Source organism: Salinihabitans flavidus (assembly GCF_900110425.1).
In the GTDB taxonomy this organism is placed as follows: domain Bacteria; phylum Pseudomonadota; class Alphaproteobacteria; order Rhodobacterales; family Rhodobacteraceae; genus Salinihabitans; species Salinihabitans flavidus.
Genome location: NZ_FODS01000001.1, coordinates 286,777 through 306,418, shown reverse-complemented (window position 1 = coordinate 306,418; position 19,642 = coordinate 286,777). Strand labels below are relative to the sequence as shown.

19 protein-coding genes are annotated in these 19,642 nt (G+C 59.7%); 11 read left to right on the top strand and 8 right to left on the bottom strand.

Going from position 1 to position 19,642, the window contains the following annotated elements; all coding sequences use genetic code 11:
- Nucleotides 1–81: 81 nt before the first annotated feature.
- Nucleotides 82–687, top strand: a complete 606-nt coding sequence (locus tag BMW66_RS01495; RefSeq protein ID WP_093114859.1) for an alpha-ketoglutarate-dependent dioxygenase AlkB family protein — start codon at nucleotides 82–84, stop codon at nucleotides 685–687.
- 43 nt (nucleotides 688–730) lie between these two features.
- On the opposite strand, the gene BMW66_RS01490 is transcribed toward BMW66_RS01495, so the two are convergent.
- Complete coding sequence (locus BMW66_RS01490) at nucleotides 731–1,552, bottom strand: ABC transporter permease (protein ID WP_093114858.1); 822 nt, start codon at nucleotides 1,550–1,552, stop codon at nucleotides 731–733.
- A 117-nt stretch (nucleotides 1,553–1,669) separates the two neighbouring features.
- Between BMW66_RS01490 and cysQ the strand changes: the two genes are divergently transcribed.
- From cysQ to BMW66_RS01475, 3 genes are read left to right on the top strand one after another with little or no spacing between them, the layout of a single operon-like run.
- On the top strand, nucleotides 1,670–2,467 hold the full coding sequence (gene cysQ, locus BMW66_RS01485) for a 3'(2'),5'-bisphosphate nucleotidase CysQ (RefSeq protein WP_093114857.1): 798 nt from the start codon (nucleotides 1,670–1,672) through the stop codon (nucleotides 2,465–2,467).
- 4 nt (nucleotides 2,468–2,471) lie between these two features.
- Nucleotides 2,472–3,710 (top strand): glycosyltransferase family 2 protein, encoded by a 1,239-nt coding sequence (locus BMW66_RS01480; RefSeq protein ID WP_245729282.1) that lies wholly within the window; start codon nucleotides 2,472–2,474, stop codon nucleotides 3,708–3,710.
- An 18-nt stretch (nucleotides 3,711–3,728) separates the two neighbouring features.
- Nucleotides 3,729–4,766 (top strand): NAD-dependent epimerase/dehydratase family protein, encoded by a 1,038-nt coding sequence (locus BMW66_RS01475; protein ID WP_093114855.1) that lies wholly within the window; start codon nucleotides 3,729–3,731, stop codon nucleotides 4,764–4,766.
- On the opposite strand, the gene BMW66_RS01470 is transcribed toward BMW66_RS01475, so the two are convergent.
- The gene (locus tag BMW66_RS01470) at nucleotides 4,756–6,648 is read right to left on the bottom strand and encodes a polysaccharide biosynthesis protein (protein WP_093114854.1); all 1,893 of its coding nucleotides are present in this window, start codon (nucleotides 6,646–6,648) and stop codon (nucleotides 4,756–4,758) included. The two genes, BMW66_RS01475 and BMW66_RS01470, sit on opposite strands and share 11 nt — an antisense overlap.
- A 462-nt stretch (nucleotides 6,649–7,110) precedes the next feature.
- Here BMW66_RS01470 and BMW66_RS01465 point away from each other — a divergent pair, with 462 nt between their 5' ends.
- From BMW66_RS01465 to BMW66_RS01440, 6 genes are all read left to right on the top strand, one after another.
- A complete protein-coding gene (locus BMW66_RS01465; protein ID WP_342741832.1) occupies nucleotides 7,111–8,199 on the top strand; it encodes a polysaccharide biosynthesis/export family protein in 1,089 nt (362 codons plus the stop codon).
- A 166-nt stretch (nucleotides 8,200–8,365) separates the two neighbouring features.
- The gene (gene galU, locus BMW66_RS01460; RefSeq protein ID WP_093114853.1) at nucleotides 8,366–9,262 is read left to right on the top strand and encodes a UTP--glucose-1-phosphate uridylyltransferase GalU; all 897 of its coding nucleotides are present in this window, start codon (nucleotides 8,366–8,368) and stop codon (nucleotides 9,260–9,262) included.
- Between the two features lie 39 nt (nucleotides 9,263–9,301).
- The gene (locus BMW66_RS01455) at nucleotides 9,302–10,561 is read left to right on the top strand and encodes a glycosyltransferase family 4 protein (protein ID WP_245729281.1); all 1,260 of its coding nucleotides are present in this window, start codon (nucleotides 9,302–9,304) and stop codon (nucleotides 10,559–10,561) included.
- A 113-nt stretch (nucleotides 10,562–10,674) separates the two neighbouring features.
- Complete coding sequence (locus tag BMW66_RS01450) at nucleotides 10,675–11,625, top strand: glycosyltransferase family 2 protein (protein ID WP_175483132.1); 951 nt, start codon at nucleotides 10,675–10,677, stop codon at nucleotides 11,623–11,625.
- 16 nt (nucleotides 11,626–11,641) lie between these two features.
- Nucleotides 11,642–13,339, top strand: a complete 1,698-nt coding sequence (locus BMW66_RS01445) for a DUF5927 domain-containing protein (protein ID WP_093114851.1) — start codon at nucleotides 11,642–11,644, stop codon at nucleotides 13,337–13,339.
- Nucleotides 13,340–13,345: 6 nt separating this feature from the next.
- The gene (locus tag BMW66_RS01440) at nucleotides 13,346–14,770 is read left to right on the top strand and encodes a sulfotransferase family 2 domain-containing protein (RefSeq protein WP_093114850.1); all 1,425 of its coding nucleotides are present in this window, start codon (nucleotides 13,346–13,348) and stop codon (nucleotides 14,768–14,770) included.
- An 18-nt stretch (nucleotides 14,771–14,788) separates the two neighbouring features.
- Here the strand turns inward: BMW66_RS01440 and BMW66_RS01435 are convergent, their stop codons facing one another.
- From BMW66_RS01435 to BMW66_RS01410, 6 genes are all read right to left on the bottom strand, one after another.
- Nucleotides 14,789–15,253, bottom strand: a complete 465-nt coding sequence (locus BMW66_RS01435) for a PTS sugar transporter subunit IIA (RefSeq protein ID WP_093114849.1) — start codon at nucleotides 15,251–15,253, stop codon at nucleotides 14,789–14,791.
- Between the two features lie 38 nt (nucleotides 15,254–15,291).
- Nucleotides 15,292–15,861 carry a ribosome hibernation-promoting factor, HPF/YfiA family gene (hpf, locus tag BMW66_RS01430; RefSeq protein WP_093114848.1) on the bottom strand — a complete coding sequence of 190 codons (570 nt, stop codon included), beginning with the start codon at nucleotides 15,859–15,861 and terminating at the stop codon, nucleotides 15,292–15,294.
- Nucleotides 15,862–16,105: 244 nt separating this feature from the next.
- Nucleotides 16,106–16,864: an LPS export ABC transporter ATP-binding protein gene (gene lptB / locus BMW66_RS01425; RefSeq protein ID WP_093114847.1), complete on the bottom strand. Its 759-nt coding sequence runs from the start codon at nucleotides 16,862–16,864 to the stop codon at nucleotides 16,106–16,108.
- Nucleotides 16,864–17,346 (bottom strand): lipopolysaccharide transport periplasmic protein LptA, encoded by a 483-nt coding sequence (gene lptA, locus BMW66_RS01420; protein ID WP_245729291.1) that lies wholly within the window; start codon nucleotides 17,344–17,346, stop codon nucleotides 16,864–16,866. Before lptA ends, lptB begins: the two co-directional genes overlap by 1 nt.
- 14 nt (nucleotides 17,347–17,360) lie before the next feature.
- Complete coding sequence (locus BMW66_RS01415; RefSeq protein WP_175483131.1) at nucleotides 17,361–17,975, bottom strand: LPS export ABC transporter periplasmic protein LptC; 615 nt, start codon at nucleotides 17,973–17,975, stop codon at nucleotides 17,361–17,363.
- Nucleotides 17,976–18,020: 45 nt separating this feature from the next.
- The gene (locus tag BMW66_RS01410; protein WP_093114844.1) at nucleotides 18,021–18,632 is read right to left on the bottom strand and encodes a ribonuclease D; all 612 of its coding nucleotides are present in this window, start codon (nucleotides 18,630–18,632) and stop codon (nucleotides 18,021–18,023) included.
- Between the two features lie 199 nt (nucleotides 18,633–18,831).
- Here BMW66_RS01410 and BMW66_RS01405 point away from each other — a divergent pair, with 199 nt between their 5' ends.
- On the top strand, nucleotides 18,832–19,638 hold the full coding sequence (locus BMW66_RS01405) for a glycosyltransferase family 32 protein (RefSeq protein WP_093114843.1): 807 nt from the start codon (nucleotides 18,832–18,834) through the stop codon (nucleotides 19,636–19,638).
- The last annotated feature ends 4 nt before the right edge of the window (nucleotides 19,639–19,642 follow it).

Below are 19,642 nucleotides of genomic sequence, written 5' to 3'. Positions count from 1 at the left end.
GAGGGGAAATCGGCGCTGCAAGCACCTCGCAGAGGGGGGCGGCGTTAAATACGGGCAATTTTCGGCACCTGAGGCGCAGACATGGCTGAGCAGCTTCGGATCAGGGGGTTCGAGATCCACAAGGGTCTTCTCGGGCAGGCGGAGCAGGCCACCGTCCTCGGCGCCATCCGCGAAGTTGTGGAATACGCGCCGCTGGTCCGGCCTGTAACGCCATCGGGCAAGCAGATGTCGGTTCGGATGACTTCGGCCGGCCGGGTGGGCTGGGTGACGGATCGGCGCGGATACCGATATGAGCCGCGCCGTCCGTCGGGCGTGGACTGGCCGCCGATCCCGCAGGACGTGCTTGCCATCTGGGATGCAGTCAGCGGGGTTGAGCGTGCGCCCGATTGCTGCCTGATCAACTTCTACGGCGAGGACACCCGGATGGGTCTTCATCAGGACCGCGACGAAGGGGACTTCGGTTTTCCGGTGGTGTCCGTGTCGCTCGGCGATGACGCCCTGTTTCGAATGGGCAATACGACGCGAGGCGGCAAGACGGAGTCGATCTGGCTTGCGTCCGGCGATGTCGTGGTGATGGGGGGAGCGGCGCGTCTGGCCTATCACGGGGTGGATCGAATCCGGTTTGGCACATCGCGTCTTTTACCGAAGGGAGGACGAATCAACCTGACCCTGCGCGTGGTTGCCTAGGTGTCCGCGAGGCGGCGGGTGTCGGCGTAGCGCGACCGGCGGCTCAGCGCCGGGCTTCCCAGCTCATGGAGGCGCGGCGTCTTGTATAGAACTCCCCCATCAGGCCGATCATCAGAAGGATGGTGCCCACGATCAGGGGATATTCCACCGAACTGTAGCGCGGAAAATAGTTGATGAAGGCAAAGCCGCGCGCCTGGTCGATGCAATGAAACAGCGGGTTCCAGTCGAACATGGCAAGCATGAAGCCCGGCAGCGTGTTGGCCACGAACATCTTGCCCGATGCGATCATGTTGGCACGCTGATAAACGGTGGTGGCGATCTGCACGAAGGTGGGGAACCATGGCTTCAGCGCGAGCAGCAGCACCCCGATCGCCAACCCGGTAAACCATGCCAGAAGCAGCATGCCGAAGGTCGCGATCGGCTGATTGATCTCCAGCGGGGTAAAGGCGGCGTGGTAGACGAACAGGATCGCCGCAAGCGACAGCACCTGAATGTAAAGCGCCCCGAAGGCGGCGGCCCCGATGGCGATGATCGTGTTCATCGGCGCGTGTTTCATCATCGGCGAAGACGGCCCTTCGGACCCGACCACCGCGCCGAGCGTGCGGTTGTGCGTCAGAAACAGGAAAATCCCGCTCATTATATACAGAAGAAAATCGCCACGCAGGGCAGTGCCCCGCAACCCCAGCACTGAGAACATGACATAGAAGGCAAGCACGAACATCACCGCCTGAACGATGTTGATGAGGATCGACATGATCGCATTGCCGTGGGTCTTGCGCACACTGCGAACAACGGCATGGTAGGTCAGCTCGGCGAGCACGATGACCGAACCCAGTGTCGTCCTGGGAAGCGTTTTCTGAAACATTGCCTCAAGACCCCTGCTGTTGGGCTCGGTTTGACATGGAATTCTTGCCGTTCCGTTACGACCGGAGCATAAGGGGGCAAAGGCCATTATTCAAACAAATCCGTGCAGGAGAGTCTCTTGAACTACACAACACTCATTCCCGTCATGCGCCGGCTTGCCCTCGAAGCGGGGGACAAGATCATGGAGATCTACAATTCGGACGATTTCGACGTGAAGCTGAAGTTGGACGACAGCCCGGTGACGGTGGCCGATGAAGCGGCGGATGAGATCATTTCGGACGGGTTGCGTGCGGCGTTTCCGGACGCGATGCTTGTGACGGAGGAACAGGCCGACAGCCACATGGCGCAGGGTGACACTTTCCTGATTGTCGATCCGCTGGACGGCACCAAGGAATTCATAAACCGACGTGGAGATTTCACCGTCAATATCGCCTATGTCGAAAACGGCATGCCGCTGCGCGGCGTTGTCTATGCACCGGCGAAGGAACGCATGTTCTATACCCGGCCGGAGGGGCAGTCGGTGGAAGAGACCGGACCCTTTGACAAGGTCGCGCCGGGCGATGTGACGCCGATACAAGTATCAAAGCCCGACAATGGCGCGCTGATGGTCGTCGCGTCGAAATCGCACCGCGATCAGGCGACCGACGACTACATCGGCAAATACGCGGTGAAAGATTCCAAGAGCGCGGGATCATCTCTCAAGTTCTGTCTTGTGGCGACGGGGGAGGCCGATCTCTATCCGCGGCTCGGTCGAACGATGGAATGGGATACCGCGGCGGGGCATGCAGTGCTTCTGGGGGCCGGGGGCTCGGTCGTGCGGTTCGACGATCACAGCCTTCTGACCTATGGCAAGGCGGAGTTTGCCAACCCGTTCTTCATTGCACATGCCCCCGGGGTGGAGCTTCAGAAGGCGTAGCAGTGTGAGCCAGTGTCCGGTCAGCGTGGTGGTGGTGTCCCGGGAACGGCCCGCGGCGCTTCGGCTATGCCTGAAAGGGCTGTCGCAACAGATGCACCCCGCATTCGAGATCATTGTGGTGGCCGATCCGGGCGGAATCGCGGCGGCGGAGGCACTGCCGTTCGCAGAGCATCTCAAGCTGGTGCCTTATCAGGACGCCAATATATCGGCGGCACGCAATCGCGGTATCGCGGCGGCGACGGGCGAGGTGGTCGCCTTCATCGACGATGATGCAGTGGCGGAGCCGACGTGGCTTTGGCATCTGACGGCGCCGTTTGCCGAGCCGCGGGTTGCGGCGGCCGGTGGGTTCGTGCGCGGGCGCAACGGGATTGCGTTCCAGTGGCGGGCGCAGTCGGTGGACCGGCTTGCGCAGACGCGCGCGCTTGAGGTGACGGGGGATCGGCCTGTCGTCCTTTTTCCAAATGCGGAGAGGGCGATCAAGACCGAGGGCACCAATATGGCCGCGCGGCGCGATATCCTTGCCAATATGGGCGGTTTCGATCCGGCCTTCCGGTTCTTCCTTGATGAAACCGACATGAACCTGCGACTGGCTGCGGATGGTCTGGCCACGGCCATCGTTCCATTGGCTGAGGTGCATCACGGCTATCTTTCAAGCGAGCGACGCCGCGCGGATCGAGTGCCGCGCGATTTGCACCAGATGGGGGCAAGTTTCGCGGTGTTCCTGCGCAAGCACGCGCCGCAGAATGAGCAGGCCGGGGCATGGGCGCGTTTTCAAGCGGAGCAGCGTCGGCGGCTTGTTTCGCATATGGTCGCCGGCCGGCTGGAGCCGGGCGCAGTGCGCCGTCTTCTGCGCGGGCTGCGCACGGGGTGGCAGGACGGGCAGGCGCGCGAGCTGCGCAGCCAGCCCCCCCTTCCGCGTGCCGCCGAGGGGTTCCGTCCCTTTCCGGGACGTCCCGGCGGGCGAAGCGTTCTGATCTCGGGGCGAATCTGGAGGCGGCAGGCGTTGCGCAGGAAGGCGGCGGAACTCGCGGCATCGGGAAGGATCGTGACGCTCATGCTGTTTTCACCCACGGCGCTTTATCATCGGGTGCGATTCCGGGAGGCTGGATACTGGGAACAGTCCGGCGGCCTTTTCGGGCGGTCTGAGCGTGAGCAACCCCTTTTCCGATTCTGGCGCTTCGGACGCCGGGTGAGGCAGGAGCGGCGGCGCGTGGCGATGCAGCGCGGGCTGCCGGACGAATAACAGAAGACGGAACAGGCAATGGCAATACACAGAACGGCGCTGGTGACGGGATCGGCAGGGTTTATCGGATTTCACACCGCGCGGGCGCTTCTGGATGCGGGATGGCGCGTGATCGGGCTCGACGCGATGACCGACTATTACGATGTCACGCTCAAACGCGACCGGCACGCAGGTCTGGAGACGCATGAGAATTTCACCTCGGTCGAGGCGCGCCTTGAAGAGCCGGGGCGGCTGCTTTCACTCTTCGAGGAGGAGCGCCCCGACGTGGTGGTGCACCTCGCCGCGCAAGCGGGGGTGCGCTATTCGATAGAGGCCCCGCGCTCCTACGTGGAGGCGAACCTTTTGGGTACGTTCGAATTGCTGGAGGCGGCGCGTGCCTTCCCCCCGGCGCATATGCTTCTGGCTTCCACATCCTCGGCCTATGGTGCGAACGAGGATATGCCCTACCGCGAGACGGATCGTGCGGACTGGCAACTGTCGTTTTATGCCGCGACCAAGAAGGCAAATGAGGCGATGGCGCATTCCTACGCCCACCTCTATCGTCTGCCGGTCACGATGTTCCGGTTCTTCACGGTCTATGGCCCGTGGGGGCGACCGGATATGGCGCTTTTCAAGTTTACCAGCGCGATCCTGAAGGGACGGCCGATCGATATCTACAATCATGGCAATATGCGGCGCGATTTCACCTATATCGACGATTTGGTGGCGGGAATCCTGGCCCTGATCGACGCAGTGCCGCCGCAGGCTGACGGGCGTGGTGCCGTGAGTGGTGTCGATAGCCTGAGCCCGGTGGCGCCGTGGCGCGTGGTCAACATCGGCAATGGCGATTCCGTGCCGCTCATGCGGTTTGTCGAAGCTGTGGAGGCCGCGACCGGCCGGACAGCGGAAAAGAACTTCATGGAGATGCAGGCGGGGGACGTGCCCGCGACGTGGGCGGCGGCGGATCTTCTGGAGGATTTGACAAGCAGGCGCCCCTCCACCCCGGTAGAGGACGGCGTGGCCCGGTTCGTTGCTTGGTACCGAGAGTATTACGGACGCAGGCCCGCTACTGATTGATGAGGTTCTTGCTTTCGTCTCGGGTGCCGATTTCGACCCAGCGGCGGATCACGGCCCGGGCCATGTCGGCATCGCGTGCGTCGATGGCGCGACGCAGGTCCTGAAGCGCATTGGCCACTTCCAGTTCCGAAAGACCGGTTTCCTGCGCCCGAAGAATCTTTGGATGCGGGGTGTTGGGCTGTTCGGTTCCGATCAGAAGCTCTTCGTGCATTTTTTCACCGGGGCGCAGGCCGGTAATCTCGATCCCGATATCGCCATCGGGGTTGTTCTTGTCCTGAACGGTGTAACCGGCGCTTTCGATCATCTTGCGGGCGAGATCGCGGATGATCACGGGTTTGCCCATGTCGAGCACGAAGACATCGCCGCCCCGGGCAAAGCTGCCGGCCAGAAGCACAAGGCGCACCGCTTCGGATACGGTCATGAAATAGCGTGTCACGTCGGAATGGGTCACGGTGACGGGGCCGCCACGCCTGATCTGATCCTCGAAGAGTGGAATGACCGAGCCGGAGGAGCCAAGTACATTCCCGAAACGCACCATGGAGTAACAGGTTTTCGTGCTGCGGGTGGCGAGATCCTGCACCACCAGTTCCGCGAGACGCTTCGACGCGCCCATGATGGACGTGGGGCGCACCGCCTTGTCCGAAGAGACGAGGATGAAGCGATCCACCTCCAGAACCCGCGCGGCCTCTGCCACATTGCGGGTGCCAAACACGTTGTTGCGCAGCCCCTCAATGGAGTTGTCTTCGACCAGCGGCACATGCTTGTAGGCAGCGGCGTGGAAAATTACATCAATCTGGTATCGCTTGATCACATCAAGCATCATGTCGTACTGGCATATGCTCCCGAGCACCGGCTCGATCGGCAGGTTGGGAGCGAGATCCGTCAGTTCGCGCAGCATGTTGTAGAGCGCGAGTTCGCTGTGATCGAGCAGAACAAGGATGGAGGGATTGCAGGCCAGAAGCTGTCGGCACAACTCCGATCCGATGGAGCCGCCCGCGCCGGTGACGAGAACCCGACGCGCCTGATACGTTCCGTTGACAACGGGAAGGTCTGCCTCAAGACCGTCGCGCCCAAGCAGGCTTGCGGCGGCGATGGGGGCGACGGATTGAGCGGCGTTGTCGCCGCGCAGGACCATCTCGGCAAAGGAGGGCACGGCATGAACCTCGCAGCCAAGGCCGCGCAGATCCTGTGCAATTCGCATGCGCACATGCTGGCTTGCCGATGGCATGGCAAGCACGATTCGGTTGACGTCCAACTGCTCCACGAGTTTGCGGAGGTTCTTGGGGGAGTCGACGCGAAGCCCGCCAATGGTGAGGTTTTGCAATACGGGATTGTCGTCGACAAAACCGATCGCTTCAAATTCATTGTCGGTCAGCAGAGCTGCGGCGAGTTGTTGCCCGGTCTGGCCCGCCCCGTAGATCAGAACCCGCTTTCGATTCTGCACGCTGCGGTAGATGTGCAGCACGATTTCGCGCAGCAGGAGGCGACCGGTCACCGACAGGATGAGAAACAGCATGGAGAACACGACAAAAACCGGCACCGGCAAGGGTGTCAGCACATTTCGCACATAGGGCAGGTGACTGCTCGCCAGAGCACATGCTCCGACGACTATCGCGAGCGCCGCCGTCTCGACCATGCCCTGCATTCCATAAGCATTGAGCTTTACGCGGTGAACGCCGAAAAACACGATAAAACAGAGCGCAGTTGGAAGCACGATCGCCAGATAGGTCAGGCTGTTAGCCATGTCGCCGTGCCATGGCCATTCCCCGAGGATGAGCGACTGCGCCCCGAAAAAGGATACGATCAGCCAGAACGTGTCAAATCCAAGAAGGATCTTGCTTTTCTGAGACCGCGTCAGATTGAAGTAGAAAGACAGATTCATCCAGATCCCAACCATCCTTCGAGCCGCCTACAATTCTCGTGTTGTCGCGGTGCGCCCGGCGTCACGAATGATGTAGAAGTAATAAAAACGCCGACAGAGCAAAACTGATTATACTCAAAACCCATGTTAAGCTGCCAGTATATCTTCTGTTTGCTGCTTTGAATAGCAGGTTGCGCGCTCAAGGCGCTGAAACTGGCGGTTTTCTGCGGTTCTCGAGACGAAGCGTGAATCCCCCGAATCCGGCAGCATCCGCTGGAGCCCCGGTCACAGGTTTCGGGAGGTCGCCGGATGAGGATTCCCCGCATCACAAGGCCCCTCGAGTCGTGCCTGCGCTGCCACGGTCCTTGTGGCACCGGGACATGAGGTGACAAACCCGTTGTATCATGTGGGGGCTTGTCGCTATGAAAGTGACGACGGACAGAGACGGGGGCATCGGACAACGTGACTGCGAAAATTGGCAAGTTGGGCCTGCTGGCATTTGCAACCCTGTTTCTGGCAGCCTGTTCCCTACCGCGTGGCGCTGCGCTTCAATCAGAAATTGTGGCCACGAAATCCGGTGAGGAGGCGAGCTTTGTTGTGGAGCCGGTGACTCGGGCGAACCTGCCGCGTTTGAAGCAGTGGCCTGCAACGGGCTGGAAGGGGCACTACCGCTGGTTCGAGGCCCGGCCGGGTCCGGCCTCGAGTGTCATTCGCAAGGGCGACCGGGTGAAGCTGACGATTTGGGACAATCAGGAAAATTCCCTTCTGACCAGTAACGTGCAGAAAAACGTGGAGATTAGCAACATCGTCGTCTCTTCAAGCGGCACGATTTTCGTTCCCTATGTAGGTGAAGTGCTGGTGCGGGGAATGACGCCAGATGATGCGCGCGCGCATTTGCAGAAGGAGTTGAGCGGTATCGCTTCGACCGCGCAAGTGCAGCTCGAGATGCAATCCGGGCAATACAATTCTGTAGATCTGGTGGGTGGAGTCGCGAAACCAGGCAGTGTTCCCTTGCCGGATCGGAACTTTACCCTGCTCAGCCTGCTCGCGGAGGGCGGCGGCATTTCGCCCGCGCTCAACAACCCGCTCGTGCGGCTGATTCGGGATCGCGAGACCTATGAGATTCGCGCGTCCGATCTGTTTTCGGATTCAGAGCGCAACGTCACCCTCCGGGGCGGCGACAAGGTGATCGTCGAAGAGGATGAGAGGTATTTCATCGCGCTTGGGGCCACCGGGACCCAGCGGCTGGTATCCTTTGAAACAGAAAAGGTTATGGCGCTTGAGGCGCTGTCCATGTTGGGCGGGCTCAATGAAGGCAGCGCCAATCCGCAAGGAATTCTGGTGCTGCGTGAGTATCCGGAAACGGCATTGCGCCAGGATGGAACCGGACCGGAGAAGACCGAAGTGATCTTTACGATAGACCTGACGAGCGCGGATGGGCTTTTTGCCGCGCGGAAGTTCGAGATTCATCCTCACGACACAGTGATGGCCACCGAATCGCCCTTCCGATCGGCACGGACCATCATGTCACTCTTCGGCGTCGCCTTCGGGCTGGCAAACCAGGCGCAATAGTGATCGCGTCCGGTGACAAAGTATGACAAAAATTTAGACACAATTGTATTGTCTAACCAATGAGACAGGCCCAACAAGGCAATGAGACCTTTGTTGTGAAGGCGCTCATCCGTGTTAAGGGTCGGACTTACACGCGCGTATCAAGAATGTTTGAGGTTGGGCGACAATGCGTAGGAAAGTAACAAAGGCAATTTTCCCGGTTGCGGGGCTTGGAACGCGCTTCCTGCCCGCGACCAAATCCATTCCCAAAGAGATCATGACGCTGGTGGACAGACCCCTGATCCAGTATGCGATCGACGAAGCGCGCGCGGCCGGCATCAAGGAATTCATTTTCGTGACATCGCGCGGCAAGAGTGCCCTGGAGGACTATTTCGACCAGGCGCCAATTCTTGAGCAGGCACTTAAACAAAGTGGCAGGCATGAATTGCTCGAGACACTCAAGAAGACGACCATGGAAAGCGGCGCCATCGCTTACATCCGGCAGCACCGCGCCCTTGGTCTTGGCCATGCCGTGTGGTGTGCGCGACGGCTCATTGCGGATGAGCCTTTTGCAGTGATTCTGCCGGATGACGTGATCGCGTCCGATACGCCCTGCCTCAGGCAAATGGTCGATGCCTATCAGGAAACCGGCGGCTGCATGGTCGCGGCGATGGAAGTGCCGGACGACAAGACATCGTCATACGGGATGCTGGACGTGGCCGAGGACATGGGCTCCATGGTGGCGGTCAAGGGAATGGTGGAAAAGCCCGCGCCAGGGGAGTCACCGTCGAACCTTGCGGTGATCGGGCGCTATATTCTGACTCCGAATGTGCTGCGCAATCTCAACAAGATCAAATCCGGATCGGGCGGGGAAATCCAGCTTACCGATGCGATTGCCGATGAGATCGCTCAGGAACGCGATCCGGTTTTTGGTTACCGGTTCCGTGGACAGCGGTTCGATTGCGGGTCAAAAGCCGGATTTCTTCAGGCTACCATTGCCTTCGGGCTGGAGCGCGAAGATCTTCGGGGAGAGCTTCTTCCATTTCTCTACGAACGGTTGGCACTCGAAAAAGCTGCGGAATAGCAGGCGCGTGACAGTGGGGGGAGCCCTTTGCGAAAGCATGTGTCCAGAGATCTGACCGGACATGCTGCCTCAGACCCGAAACCAGCCCGAATCATTGATCTGTCCCGACTGATCCGGCGCACGGGACGCAGACCTACCGGCGTGGACCGGGTGGAGCTGGCTTATCTGCGGTTCGTGATCGGACGGGCAGAGCCGGCGTTCGGGCTGGTGCGCACGCGGCTTGGGTACGTTCTGTTGGACCGGGCCGGGTTGCGGGATCTGCTGGCACGGTTCACCGGGGCGCAGGAGTGGGGTCCGGCGGACCGACTTGCCCGCGCGATGCGGATCGACCCCGGTCAAAGGCGCGCCGAAAGCGATCTGAGACGCCTTTGCACGGCGCGCTGTCTGCCATCGGGATTGAAGCGGATGCTTCGACGCAACCTGCCGCGTGGGGCGGTCTATTACAATGTGGGCCACTCCAACCTGACACGGCGGGTTCTGCGCGCGCTGAAGGACGGCGCACAGGCATCCATCGTGGTGTTTCTACACGATACGATTCCGCTTGATCATCCGCAGTATCAGCGCCCCGAGAGCGAGCCACGGCTTCGCAAGATCCTGCATCAGGTATCCGTTCATGCCGATTTACTGCTGTGTAATTCAGAAGCAACGCGGACCAATCTGATCCGTCATCTGGGTGCGGAAGGTCGCGTGCCCCCGGTCTATGCCGCGCATCTTGGTGTCGATCTGGATTGTTCCGAAAACGGGAACAATGCGACGGTGCCACATATTTCCGCGCCGTATTTCCTGTGCCTCGGGACGATCGAGCCGCGCAAGAACCACGCTTTTCTTCTTGATTTGTGGGACAGGATGGCCGCAGAGCGCGGGGTGGAGGATTTGCCGCACCTGGTGATTTGCGGACGGCGCGGATGGTGCGCGCCAGCGTTTTTCGAGCGGCTGGACTCCAACCCACTTCGCGGGCGCGTTATCCATGAGTTCGGCGGGCTTTCGGATGGTGCGGTGCGGGGTCTGCTTCGGAACGCAAGGGGACTCTTGTTTCCAAGCCTTGCGGAAGGGTTCGGCCTGCCACCGGTTGAGGCCGCTGCACTCGGTATTCCGGTGATCTGCAATGATCTTCCCGTACTGCGGGAAATCCTTGGCGATATTCCCATTTACGCAACCGTGTCAGATAGTTATTTATGGGAGCGAAAAATCAGGGATCTGACGGAAGAAACGCGGTCAAGATCGGGACCGTGCAGTCGGACAGGGTTTTCCGCCCCGCGGTGGGAAGATCATTTCAAGACTGTGTTAAGCGTCACATGATACCCGAATACCGGATCATGTACGCGGGTTTGAGCGGGGCAGAGGGGTAGGGCTTGGGCGTCTGGAATTCATATCGGCTTCGGCTTCAACGGCGGCGATGGCTTGTGCGGGCCATGCGCAAGCGGCGGGAGCTGCGCCGTGTAGCCGACCGGACGGATCATATCCGGCGCGACGACCTGCTTGTCTTTTCCACGCTGCGGAATGAACGCGTTCGGCTACCTTTTTTCCTGCAATACTACCGAGATCTTGGCGTCAATCATTTCCTGATCGTGGACAATAATAGCTCGGACGGATCGCGCGAGTATCTTGCCGATCAGCCGGATGTGTCGCTTTGGACCACGACGCGCAGCTACAAACGCTCGCGGTTCGGGGTGGATTGGCTCAACTGGCTGCAGTTCCGGTATGGGCACAATCACTGGTGTCTGGTGGTCGATCCTGATGAGTTCCTGATTTATCCCTTCTGCGATACCCGACCTTTGCGGGCCTTGACGGACTGGCTTGATGCATCGTCGATCAAGTCGTTCAGCGCGATGCTTCTCGACATGTATCCGAAGGGTCGGCTTGACGCGGAGCCGTATCGGGAAGGGCAGAACCCGATGGAGATCGCATCATGGTTTGACGCCGGGAACTATACGATCGACAAGAACAGGAAGTTCGGCAACCTGTGGATACAAGGGGGGCCGCGGGCGCGTGTCTTTTTTCGGGACCAGCCGGCCAAGGCGCCGGCACTGAACAAGATCCCGTTGGTGAAATGGAATCGTCGCTACGCCTATGTCAGTTCGACCCATATGCTTCTACCGCGAGGACTCAATCAGGTCTATGATGAATGGGGCGGCGAGAAGGCGAGCGGTATTCTGCTACACGCGAAGTTTCTGGACACGTTCTCCGCCAAGGCGGCGGAAGAGCTGGATCGGCGGCAACATTATGCCGCGAGTGTGGAGTACAAGGCCTATGCCGAAAGCCTGAGAGACGATCCGGAACTGTGGTGCAAGTGGTCGGAGAAATACATCAACTGGCGTCAGCTGGAGATTCTGGGGCTGATGTCCAAGGGGAACTGGGCATGAGGCGAGGGACGGCAGAGTGAGCGTGGGCATTGTCATGCTGGTGCATACCGCGCTCGGTCGTGCGGAGCAGGTGGCGCGGCACTGGGCCGCGGCCGGTTGTCCGGTTGTGATCCACGTTGATTCCACCGTGCGGCGGCGCGACTATACCCTGTTTTCCAAGGCACTGTCGGATGTGGCCGACGTGCGGTTCTGCAAACGGCATAGGTGCGAATGGGGCCGTTGGGGCATCGTGGCGGCGTCGCAATCGGCATCGGAGATGTTGCTGGCGGAGTTCCCCTCGGTCAGGCACGTCTACCTGTCGTCGGGGTCGTGCCTTCCGCTACGGCCGGTTCAGGAATTGATCGACTATCTTGCCGCGCGTCCTCGCACCGATTTCATCGAGAGCGCGACAACGGCGGACGTGCCCTGGACGGTCGGTGGGCTGGATCACGAGAGATTCACGCTTCGCTTTCCCTTCTCCTGGAGGCGGCATCGCTACTTTTTCGACAAATATGTGGATTTGCAGCGGCTTGTCGGGTTCAAAAGGCGGATTCCGAACGGGATCACCCCGCACATGGGATCGCAGTGGTGGTGCCTGACGCGGCAGACACTTTCGGCAATCCTCGAAGACCCTGAGCGTTCGGTTTACGATACCTATTTCAAGAAGGTCTGGATTCCCGATGAAAGCTATTTCCAGTCGTTGGCGCGTCTTTATTCGACAAACATCGAGAGCCGATCGCTTACCCTGTCGAAGTTCGATTTTCAGGGCAAGCCGCACATCTTCTATGATGATCATCTGCAACTTCTTCGACGCTCCGACTGTTTCGTGGCGCGCAAGATCTGGCCGCACGCCGAAAAGCTCTATCGGGCCTTCCTGACATATCCTGCGGGGGCGATTACAATGGCGGAGCCGAACCCCGCCAAAATCGACCGCATCTTTACCAAGGCGGTAGAGCGACGGACACGTGGGCGTCCCGGGCTTTACATGCAGAGCCGGTTTCCCAATGAGGACTGGGAGAACGGCGTGACGGCCGCCCGGTATTCGGTCTTCGAGGGGTTTTCCGATCTGTTCGAGGATTTCGAAACCTGGCTCGGCCGGGCGACGGGGGCACGGGTTCATGGGCATCTCTATGCTCTGGACCGGGTCGAGTATGCGCATGGGCAGACAGCGATCAGCGGCGCGCTCAGCGATAGCGCGGCGGGACGTGACTACCGGCCCAAGGCTTTTCTGACCAACCTGATCTGGAACACGCGCGGAGAGCGGCAGTGTTTTCAATACGGACCGCGCGACAACCAAAAGGTCAGCTGGCTGATTGCAAAGGATCCGAATGCGCAGATTTCCGTGATCTCAGGGGCCTGGGCAGTGCCTCTGTTCCAGTCGAACCGCAATTTCACCGAGATCAGGAAAGAGGCGGCAAAACTTCAACGTATCGAGAGCAAGCATCTTGATGTGCTCCGCTCACCGCACGTCAAAGCACGTGTGCGCATCTGGAGCATGGCGGAGTTCATCGAAGCCCCGATGGAGCCCTTGCAAACCATCATCGACGAGATGGGGCACACCACCCTGCGCCGGCTGACGGAAGCGCCGAAAATGGCGGATCTTGCCGGCTTCGGTCAGTTTCTTCAGAACCTCAAGAATCAGGGGATGCACCCCTATCTCATGGGGGATTTCGCTGTTGCCCAGCACGATGCCGGCCCCCTGAATCCCCCCCGCAAACCCTATCTGGTGCAGTGAGTGCCGATGCCGCGACCCTTTGATTTTTTTGTCGTGTTCGCCGAGATGCGGACTGGATCGAACTTCCTCGAAACCAATCTTAACGCTCTTGATCGCGTGACCTGCCATGGAGAGGCGTTCAATCCGCACTTCATTGGCTATCCGAACCGCGAAGAGATCCTTGGCATTTCACTGGAAGAGCGGACCGACAATCCGATGGTCTTGGTGCAGGCGATCCGTGAACGAACGGACGGGCTTGGCGGGTTCCGGTTCTTTCACGATCATGACCCGAGGATTCTCATGCCCTGTTTGACCGACCCGCGTTGCGCGAAGGTCATCCTGACACGCAATCCTGTGGACAGCTATGTAAGCTGGAAGATCGCGCAGGCCACCGGGCAATGGAAACTGACAGACGTGCGCAAACGCAAGGATAGCCGGGTCGCATTCGATGCGGCCGAGTTTCGCGCCCATCTGGAGGAGTTGCAGGATTTTCAGGTGATGCTCCTCAACACGTTGCAGCGCACGGGTCAGACCGCGTTTTATGTCGCCTACGAGGATCTGCAATCGCTTGATGTGATGAACGGGCTTGCGCTCTATCTGGGTTGTGACCAGCAACTTGGGGAACTGGACGGAAAGCTGAAGCCGCAGAATCCCAGCCCCGTTTCCGATAAGGTCTCGAATTTCGAGGAGATGCAGTCGTCGATTGCGGATCTCGACAGGTTCAACCTGTCGCGCACCCCGAATTTCGAACCGCGCCGGGGGCCGTCGGTTCCGCAATATGTAGCCGGGGCGCGAGCGCCTCTATTGTTCATGCCGGTACGATCGGGACCGGATCAGGAGGTGCGCAACTGGCTGGCCGCGCTGGACGATACGTCGGTCTCCGCGCTTCAAACCGCGTTCAACCAGAAAGCATTGCGGCAATGGATGCGTACGCATTCGGGCCACAGGTCGTTTACTGTGCTCCGTCATCCTGTGGCACGTGCGCACGCGGCTTTCTGTCAGTGGGTTCTGCCGAACACGGGAGGAGATCAGAAGGTCCGGCGAATTCTGCGCAACCGCTATAAACTGCCGATTCCGGAGAAAATGCCTGATGCGAAATACGATCGCGCGGCGCATAGAACCGGATTCATCGCGTTCCTCGATTTCGTGAAGGCGAATCTCGCCGGGCAGACCAATCTGCGGCAGGATGCGCATTGGGCGACGCAATCGAGCCTGATCCGGGGGTTCGCGGATTTTGCCCTGCCCGATGCGGTGCTACGCGAAGAGGAGCTGGAGACAGCCCTGCCCGCGCTGGCAGCGCGCGTTGGCCTGCCGGATGCGCCGCTGCCGGAGCAGGCCGCGCCGGACACCCCCTTTGCCCTTGATGACGTCTATGATGACGAGGTCGAATCGCGCGTCGCAGAAATTTATCAGCGCGACTACCTTCTGTTCGGGTTCGGACCCTGGCGATAGTCCCCAAGGATCAGAGTGTCAGGCGGCCTGTGACTTCTGGTTCTCGGTCAATATGGTATAGAGCGTGGCGGGATCGTGGTTAGCCCGCAGCTTCGCGCAGATCGTGCTTTCGCGCAGGGTGCGTGAGACGAGCGCCAGCGCCTTGAGATGTTCCACACCAGCCGCCTCCGGGGCAAAGAGCGCAAAGGCGATGTCCACTGGTTGCCGATCGACCGCGTTAAAATCGACGGGCTTTTCCAGAAGGATGAAGGCGCCGACGACACTGTCAAGTTGGTTGTTGCGGGCATGCGGGATCGCCACACCATGGCCCACGCCGGTCGGACCAAGGCTTTCGCGTTCTTGCAGCGCATCCACTATGGACGAGGCGTTGAGCCCATAAGCGGATGCGGCCACATCGCCAAAATCCTGCAACAAACGCTTTTTGCTTGAGGCGGCCGAGATGACCTTGACCGCCTCCGGCTTGAGGATCGTAGAAAGGTCCATTCTGCCTGTATCCTTGGGTCCGGGGCGCCCCGATTACCCTACATCTGCGGATCGATCCAGCCGATATTGCCGTCTTCACGGCGATAGACCACGTTCAAACCGTCTTGTCCCTCTTTTCGGAAAACAAGAACCGGCGCCCCGGCGAGTTCCATCTGCATGACAGCCTCTCCCACCGACAACGACGGGATCTTGGTCTCCATCTCCGCAACGATGATCGGTTGCAGGGAATCGGGTTCCTGCTCTTCCGATTCTTCGCCGCGCGCGAGGATATAAGACGATGCGCCAGAGAGTTCAACAGGTTCCGAACGTTCCCGATGATGGTCCTTCAGTCGGCGCTTATAGCGGCGGAGCTGCTTTTCCATCTTGTCGCTGCAACTGTCGAAAGCCGCATAGATTTCGTTGGCATGGGCCTTGGCCTGCGCGGTCAGCCCGGTGGACAGGTGAACCGTCGCCTCGCACACGAATTCATGCGCGCTCTTGGAAAAGATGATGTTGGCGTCGGTAGGGCGCTCAGCGTATTTGTTAATGACAGAGTCGAACCCGTCTTTCACATGGGTCTGGAGGGCCTCGCCGATGTCGATCTGCTTTCCGGTGATTTGGTAGAGCATCCTGTCTCCTTTGCGGTAACATGCCGGACCGTACCCTCGGCGCGGGGCGCCGGGGTGGCTCAGGTCCGAATGCTGAAATAAGACACGTCCAGAGTCTGCCCGGAAACGGGACTTGAAGGAAAATCCGCGACAATCAGCGGGGCGAGTTCCATTCGTGTCATGGTTCTATTTGAGGACACACACTGCGGGCTTGTCAATGTTGTGAATCAAACTTCCGTCTTGCCTGTCGCGAAATTGAACGACGTCAGGAAATCCGGAAATCGTCGCCAAGATAGACTCGGCGCACGTTTTCATTTTCGACCACCTCTCCGGGTGTGCCGGACATCAGAACCTTGCCATCGTGCAGGATATAGGCGCGGTCCACGATCTCCAGAGTTTCGCGAACATTGTGGTCAGTGATCAGAACGCCAATCCCGCGCTTTTTCAGATCAGTCACCAGATGCCGGATGTCGCCAACCGAGATTGGATCTACCCCGGCGAAGGGTTCGTCGAGCAGGAGATAGCGCGGGTTGGCGGCAAGGCAGCGGGCGATCTCGACTCGCCGACGTTCCCCGCCGGACAGGGCAAGCGCCGGGGCGCGGCGCAAGTGCTCTATGGAGAAATCGCTCAGCAACTCCTCCAGCCGCTCGCGGCGTTTATGGCGATCCTTCTCGGTGATGTCGAGGATGGCGATAATGTTGTCCTCAACATTGAGCCCGCGGAAAATCGACATCTCCTGCGGCAGATAGCCGATGCCAAGTTTGGCGCGGCGATACATGGGCATCGAGGTCACGTTTCGCCCGTCGATCGTGACAGTTCCGCCTTCGGGCAGGATCAGCCCGGCGACGGCATAGAAAGTCGTGGTCTTGCCACAGCCATTGGGACCGAGCAGCGCCACCACTTCGCCCCGGTTGAGTTCCATGCTGAAATCGCGGATCACCACGCGCTTGCGATAGCCTTTGCGCAGGTGCGAAATGCGCAGGCCGGAACTTCCGTCGGTCACGGTCAAATCGGGCTGTGCCATCAGTTGCCCTCTGGGCGGAGGATCGTCTTCACCCGCCCGGTCATCTGGGCAGTGCCGGCGTCGATATCGAACACCATGTTGTCGGAACTGACGGTGTTGTCACCCTGAGTCAGAAGAACGTTGCCGGACATGCGGATCATGCCGTTGTCGAGATCATATTCCGCGTCATCGGACTCGGCGGCGTCTTCGCCGCTGACAACGGTCACGCCTCCGCGTGCGATAAGTTTGGAAATCCCGCTTGTGTCCTCGTTGTAGAACACGTCGACGACGGGGGCCGAAATCCGCATCTCTCCCTGCCCGATCAACACATTGCCGGTGAAGGTGGCGCTGCCGTCCTTCTGATTGACAGAAAGACTGTCGGCTGTGACTTCGACCGGGGTGTCGGGATCCTGCTGCACGTCACCGAAGGCAACCTCGAAGCCCTGCGCAGAGGCCAGAAACGGGAGCATCGACAGAAGGGCGATGGATAACACACGGGTGATGAACACGGACGACCTCATTTTTTCTCGGGTGTGTATATCAGCTTCACTCCATTTGTGAAAACCAAATACATCTCGTTCGTTTCGGCATCCTGCGTCAGCTCGGCCCGGCCCGCGGTGAAGCGGCCAGCCGGTCCGGTTCCGGTGATCTCGCCCTCACTGATCGCTTCGGCCTTTTGCAGATCGGTGATCAGTTGGTCGGTCTTGATGACGTAGCCCGTCGAGGATTCAATCCGCACTGCGCCGGACAGAGTCAGGATCTGGCCCTGGCCCTGGCTGTCCATCCTGCCGGTGTCGGCGAAAAATCCGATCTCAGCCCCGTCCGCGAACTCGATATGGGTTTCGACCTTTTCTGCGAGGGTTACGCCGGATTGATCCGGGTCGGGTCTGGCGGAGTCGGCGGAGAGCGAGATGAGGTGCCCATCGCGTGACCTGCCAGAAAAATAGGGCGAGGTGACCCGTTGCTCGCGGGCGCGCTCTTCGAGATCGAATTCGGTAAAGGGAATCGAGGCGGTGGGATCGACATTGCGCGAAAAGAGAAACAGGGTCGACAGAAGTGTCAGTGCGGCGATCGGCAGAAGGATCTTCAGCCAGGCGATCACGCGCGAATATGTCAGCCCGGTTTCCTTCATTCTCTCGTGTCCCGGCATTTGCAAGGGTCAGGCCGGGGGTGCCTTTCAGTGTGCGAAAATATCGATTTCCGGCCAGCCCGTCAGATCGAGTCTGGCCCGCATCGGCAGGAAGTCAAAACAGGCCTGCGCCAGCTCTGTCCGACCTTCACGTTCCAGCATGGCGTTGAGCGCCGTGCGCAGGTCGTGCAGATAGAGCACGTCGGAGGCGGCATAGTCGAGCTGCGCCGCGGTCAGGGTTTCGGCGCCCCAGTCGCTCATCTGCTGCATCTTGGATATATCCAAGCCCAGAAGCTCTTGCAGCAGGTTCTTGAGCCCGTGCCTGTCGGTATAGGTGCGCACGAGTTTCGACGCGATCTTGGTGCAGTAGACCGGCGCGGCCAGCGCACCGAAGGCATGATAGAGCGCGGCGATATCGAACCGGCCGAAGTGAAAGAGCTTGAGAACATTGGGATCTTCGAGCATGCGGCACAGGTTCGGTGCCTGCGTCTGACCCTTTGCCACCTGCACCATATGCGCGTTGCCGTCGCCGCCGGACATCTGAATCACGCAGAGCCGGTCGCGATGCGGGTTAAGCCCCATGGTTTCACAGTCGATGGCCACGATCGGGCCGAGGTCGAGGTTGTCGGGCAGATCGCCTTGATAAAGATGGTTCGCCACGGTGCGCCGCCCTTGCCTGTCCGTTTGCCGATACTGCACGGGAAATAGAGGCTTGCCTGTCAACTTGCAACTCTTGACGGATATCGCTGATAAGGATGGCGGGCAGGGCCCGGGCGGATGTTTACAAGGCTTCAACAACCCCTGTATCGTGCGCCCAAAGACGAACGCATCCCAATGTGTCGAGAGGAAAGGGCAGGTTATGAGTGAACGACGTCCGGTAGCGTCGCTGTGGATTGGTGAAAAGCTCCACTATCTCAATCAGTTGTGTCTCAAGAGTCATGTCGAGGCAGGGCATCCCACGACGCTTTACTGCACTGATGATGTGCAGAATGCACCCGAAGGGGTCGAGGTGCGGCCCGCGTCCGATATCATGCAGATCGACATGGATCTTGTGGCGACCACGAGCGCATCTTTCCTGTCGAATGTTTTTCGCTACAAAATGATCCGGGAGACCGGGGCGATCTGGATCGACTGCGATGCCTTCTGCCATCAACCCTTTCCCGACGATCAGGAGTATATTTTCGGAGAGCACGGCCTGTCAGGGGCGCTCAACTGCGGGGTGGTCGCACTGCCGCGGGAGTGCGAGATGATGGATCAGCTACTGGATTATTACGACAACCTGCCGGATTACCCGCCATGGTGGAACAAGAACCAGCGCAGGAAATACGACAAGGCCGACCCGACGCTGAGCCATGCCGCGCGCATCTACAAGGCGGAGCGGACGGCCTTTGGCCCGCAGGCGTTCACGTGGTTCGCCAAGCAGGCGGGGCAGTTCGAAAAGGCGCTGCCGCGTGATGTGCTCTATCCGGTGCCCTTCCAGCTCAACGATATCTTTTATGACCCGCATGGCAACGTGGAGGGGCATTTTACCGACAATACACTATCGGTGCATCTTTACACGAACGGCACCAAACCATGGTGGGAAAAACATGTGCCGCCGCCGGGTTCCTATGCCGCGCGGATGTGCGAGAAGATCGGCATCGACCCGTCGCAGGCGCTGAAATAACCAA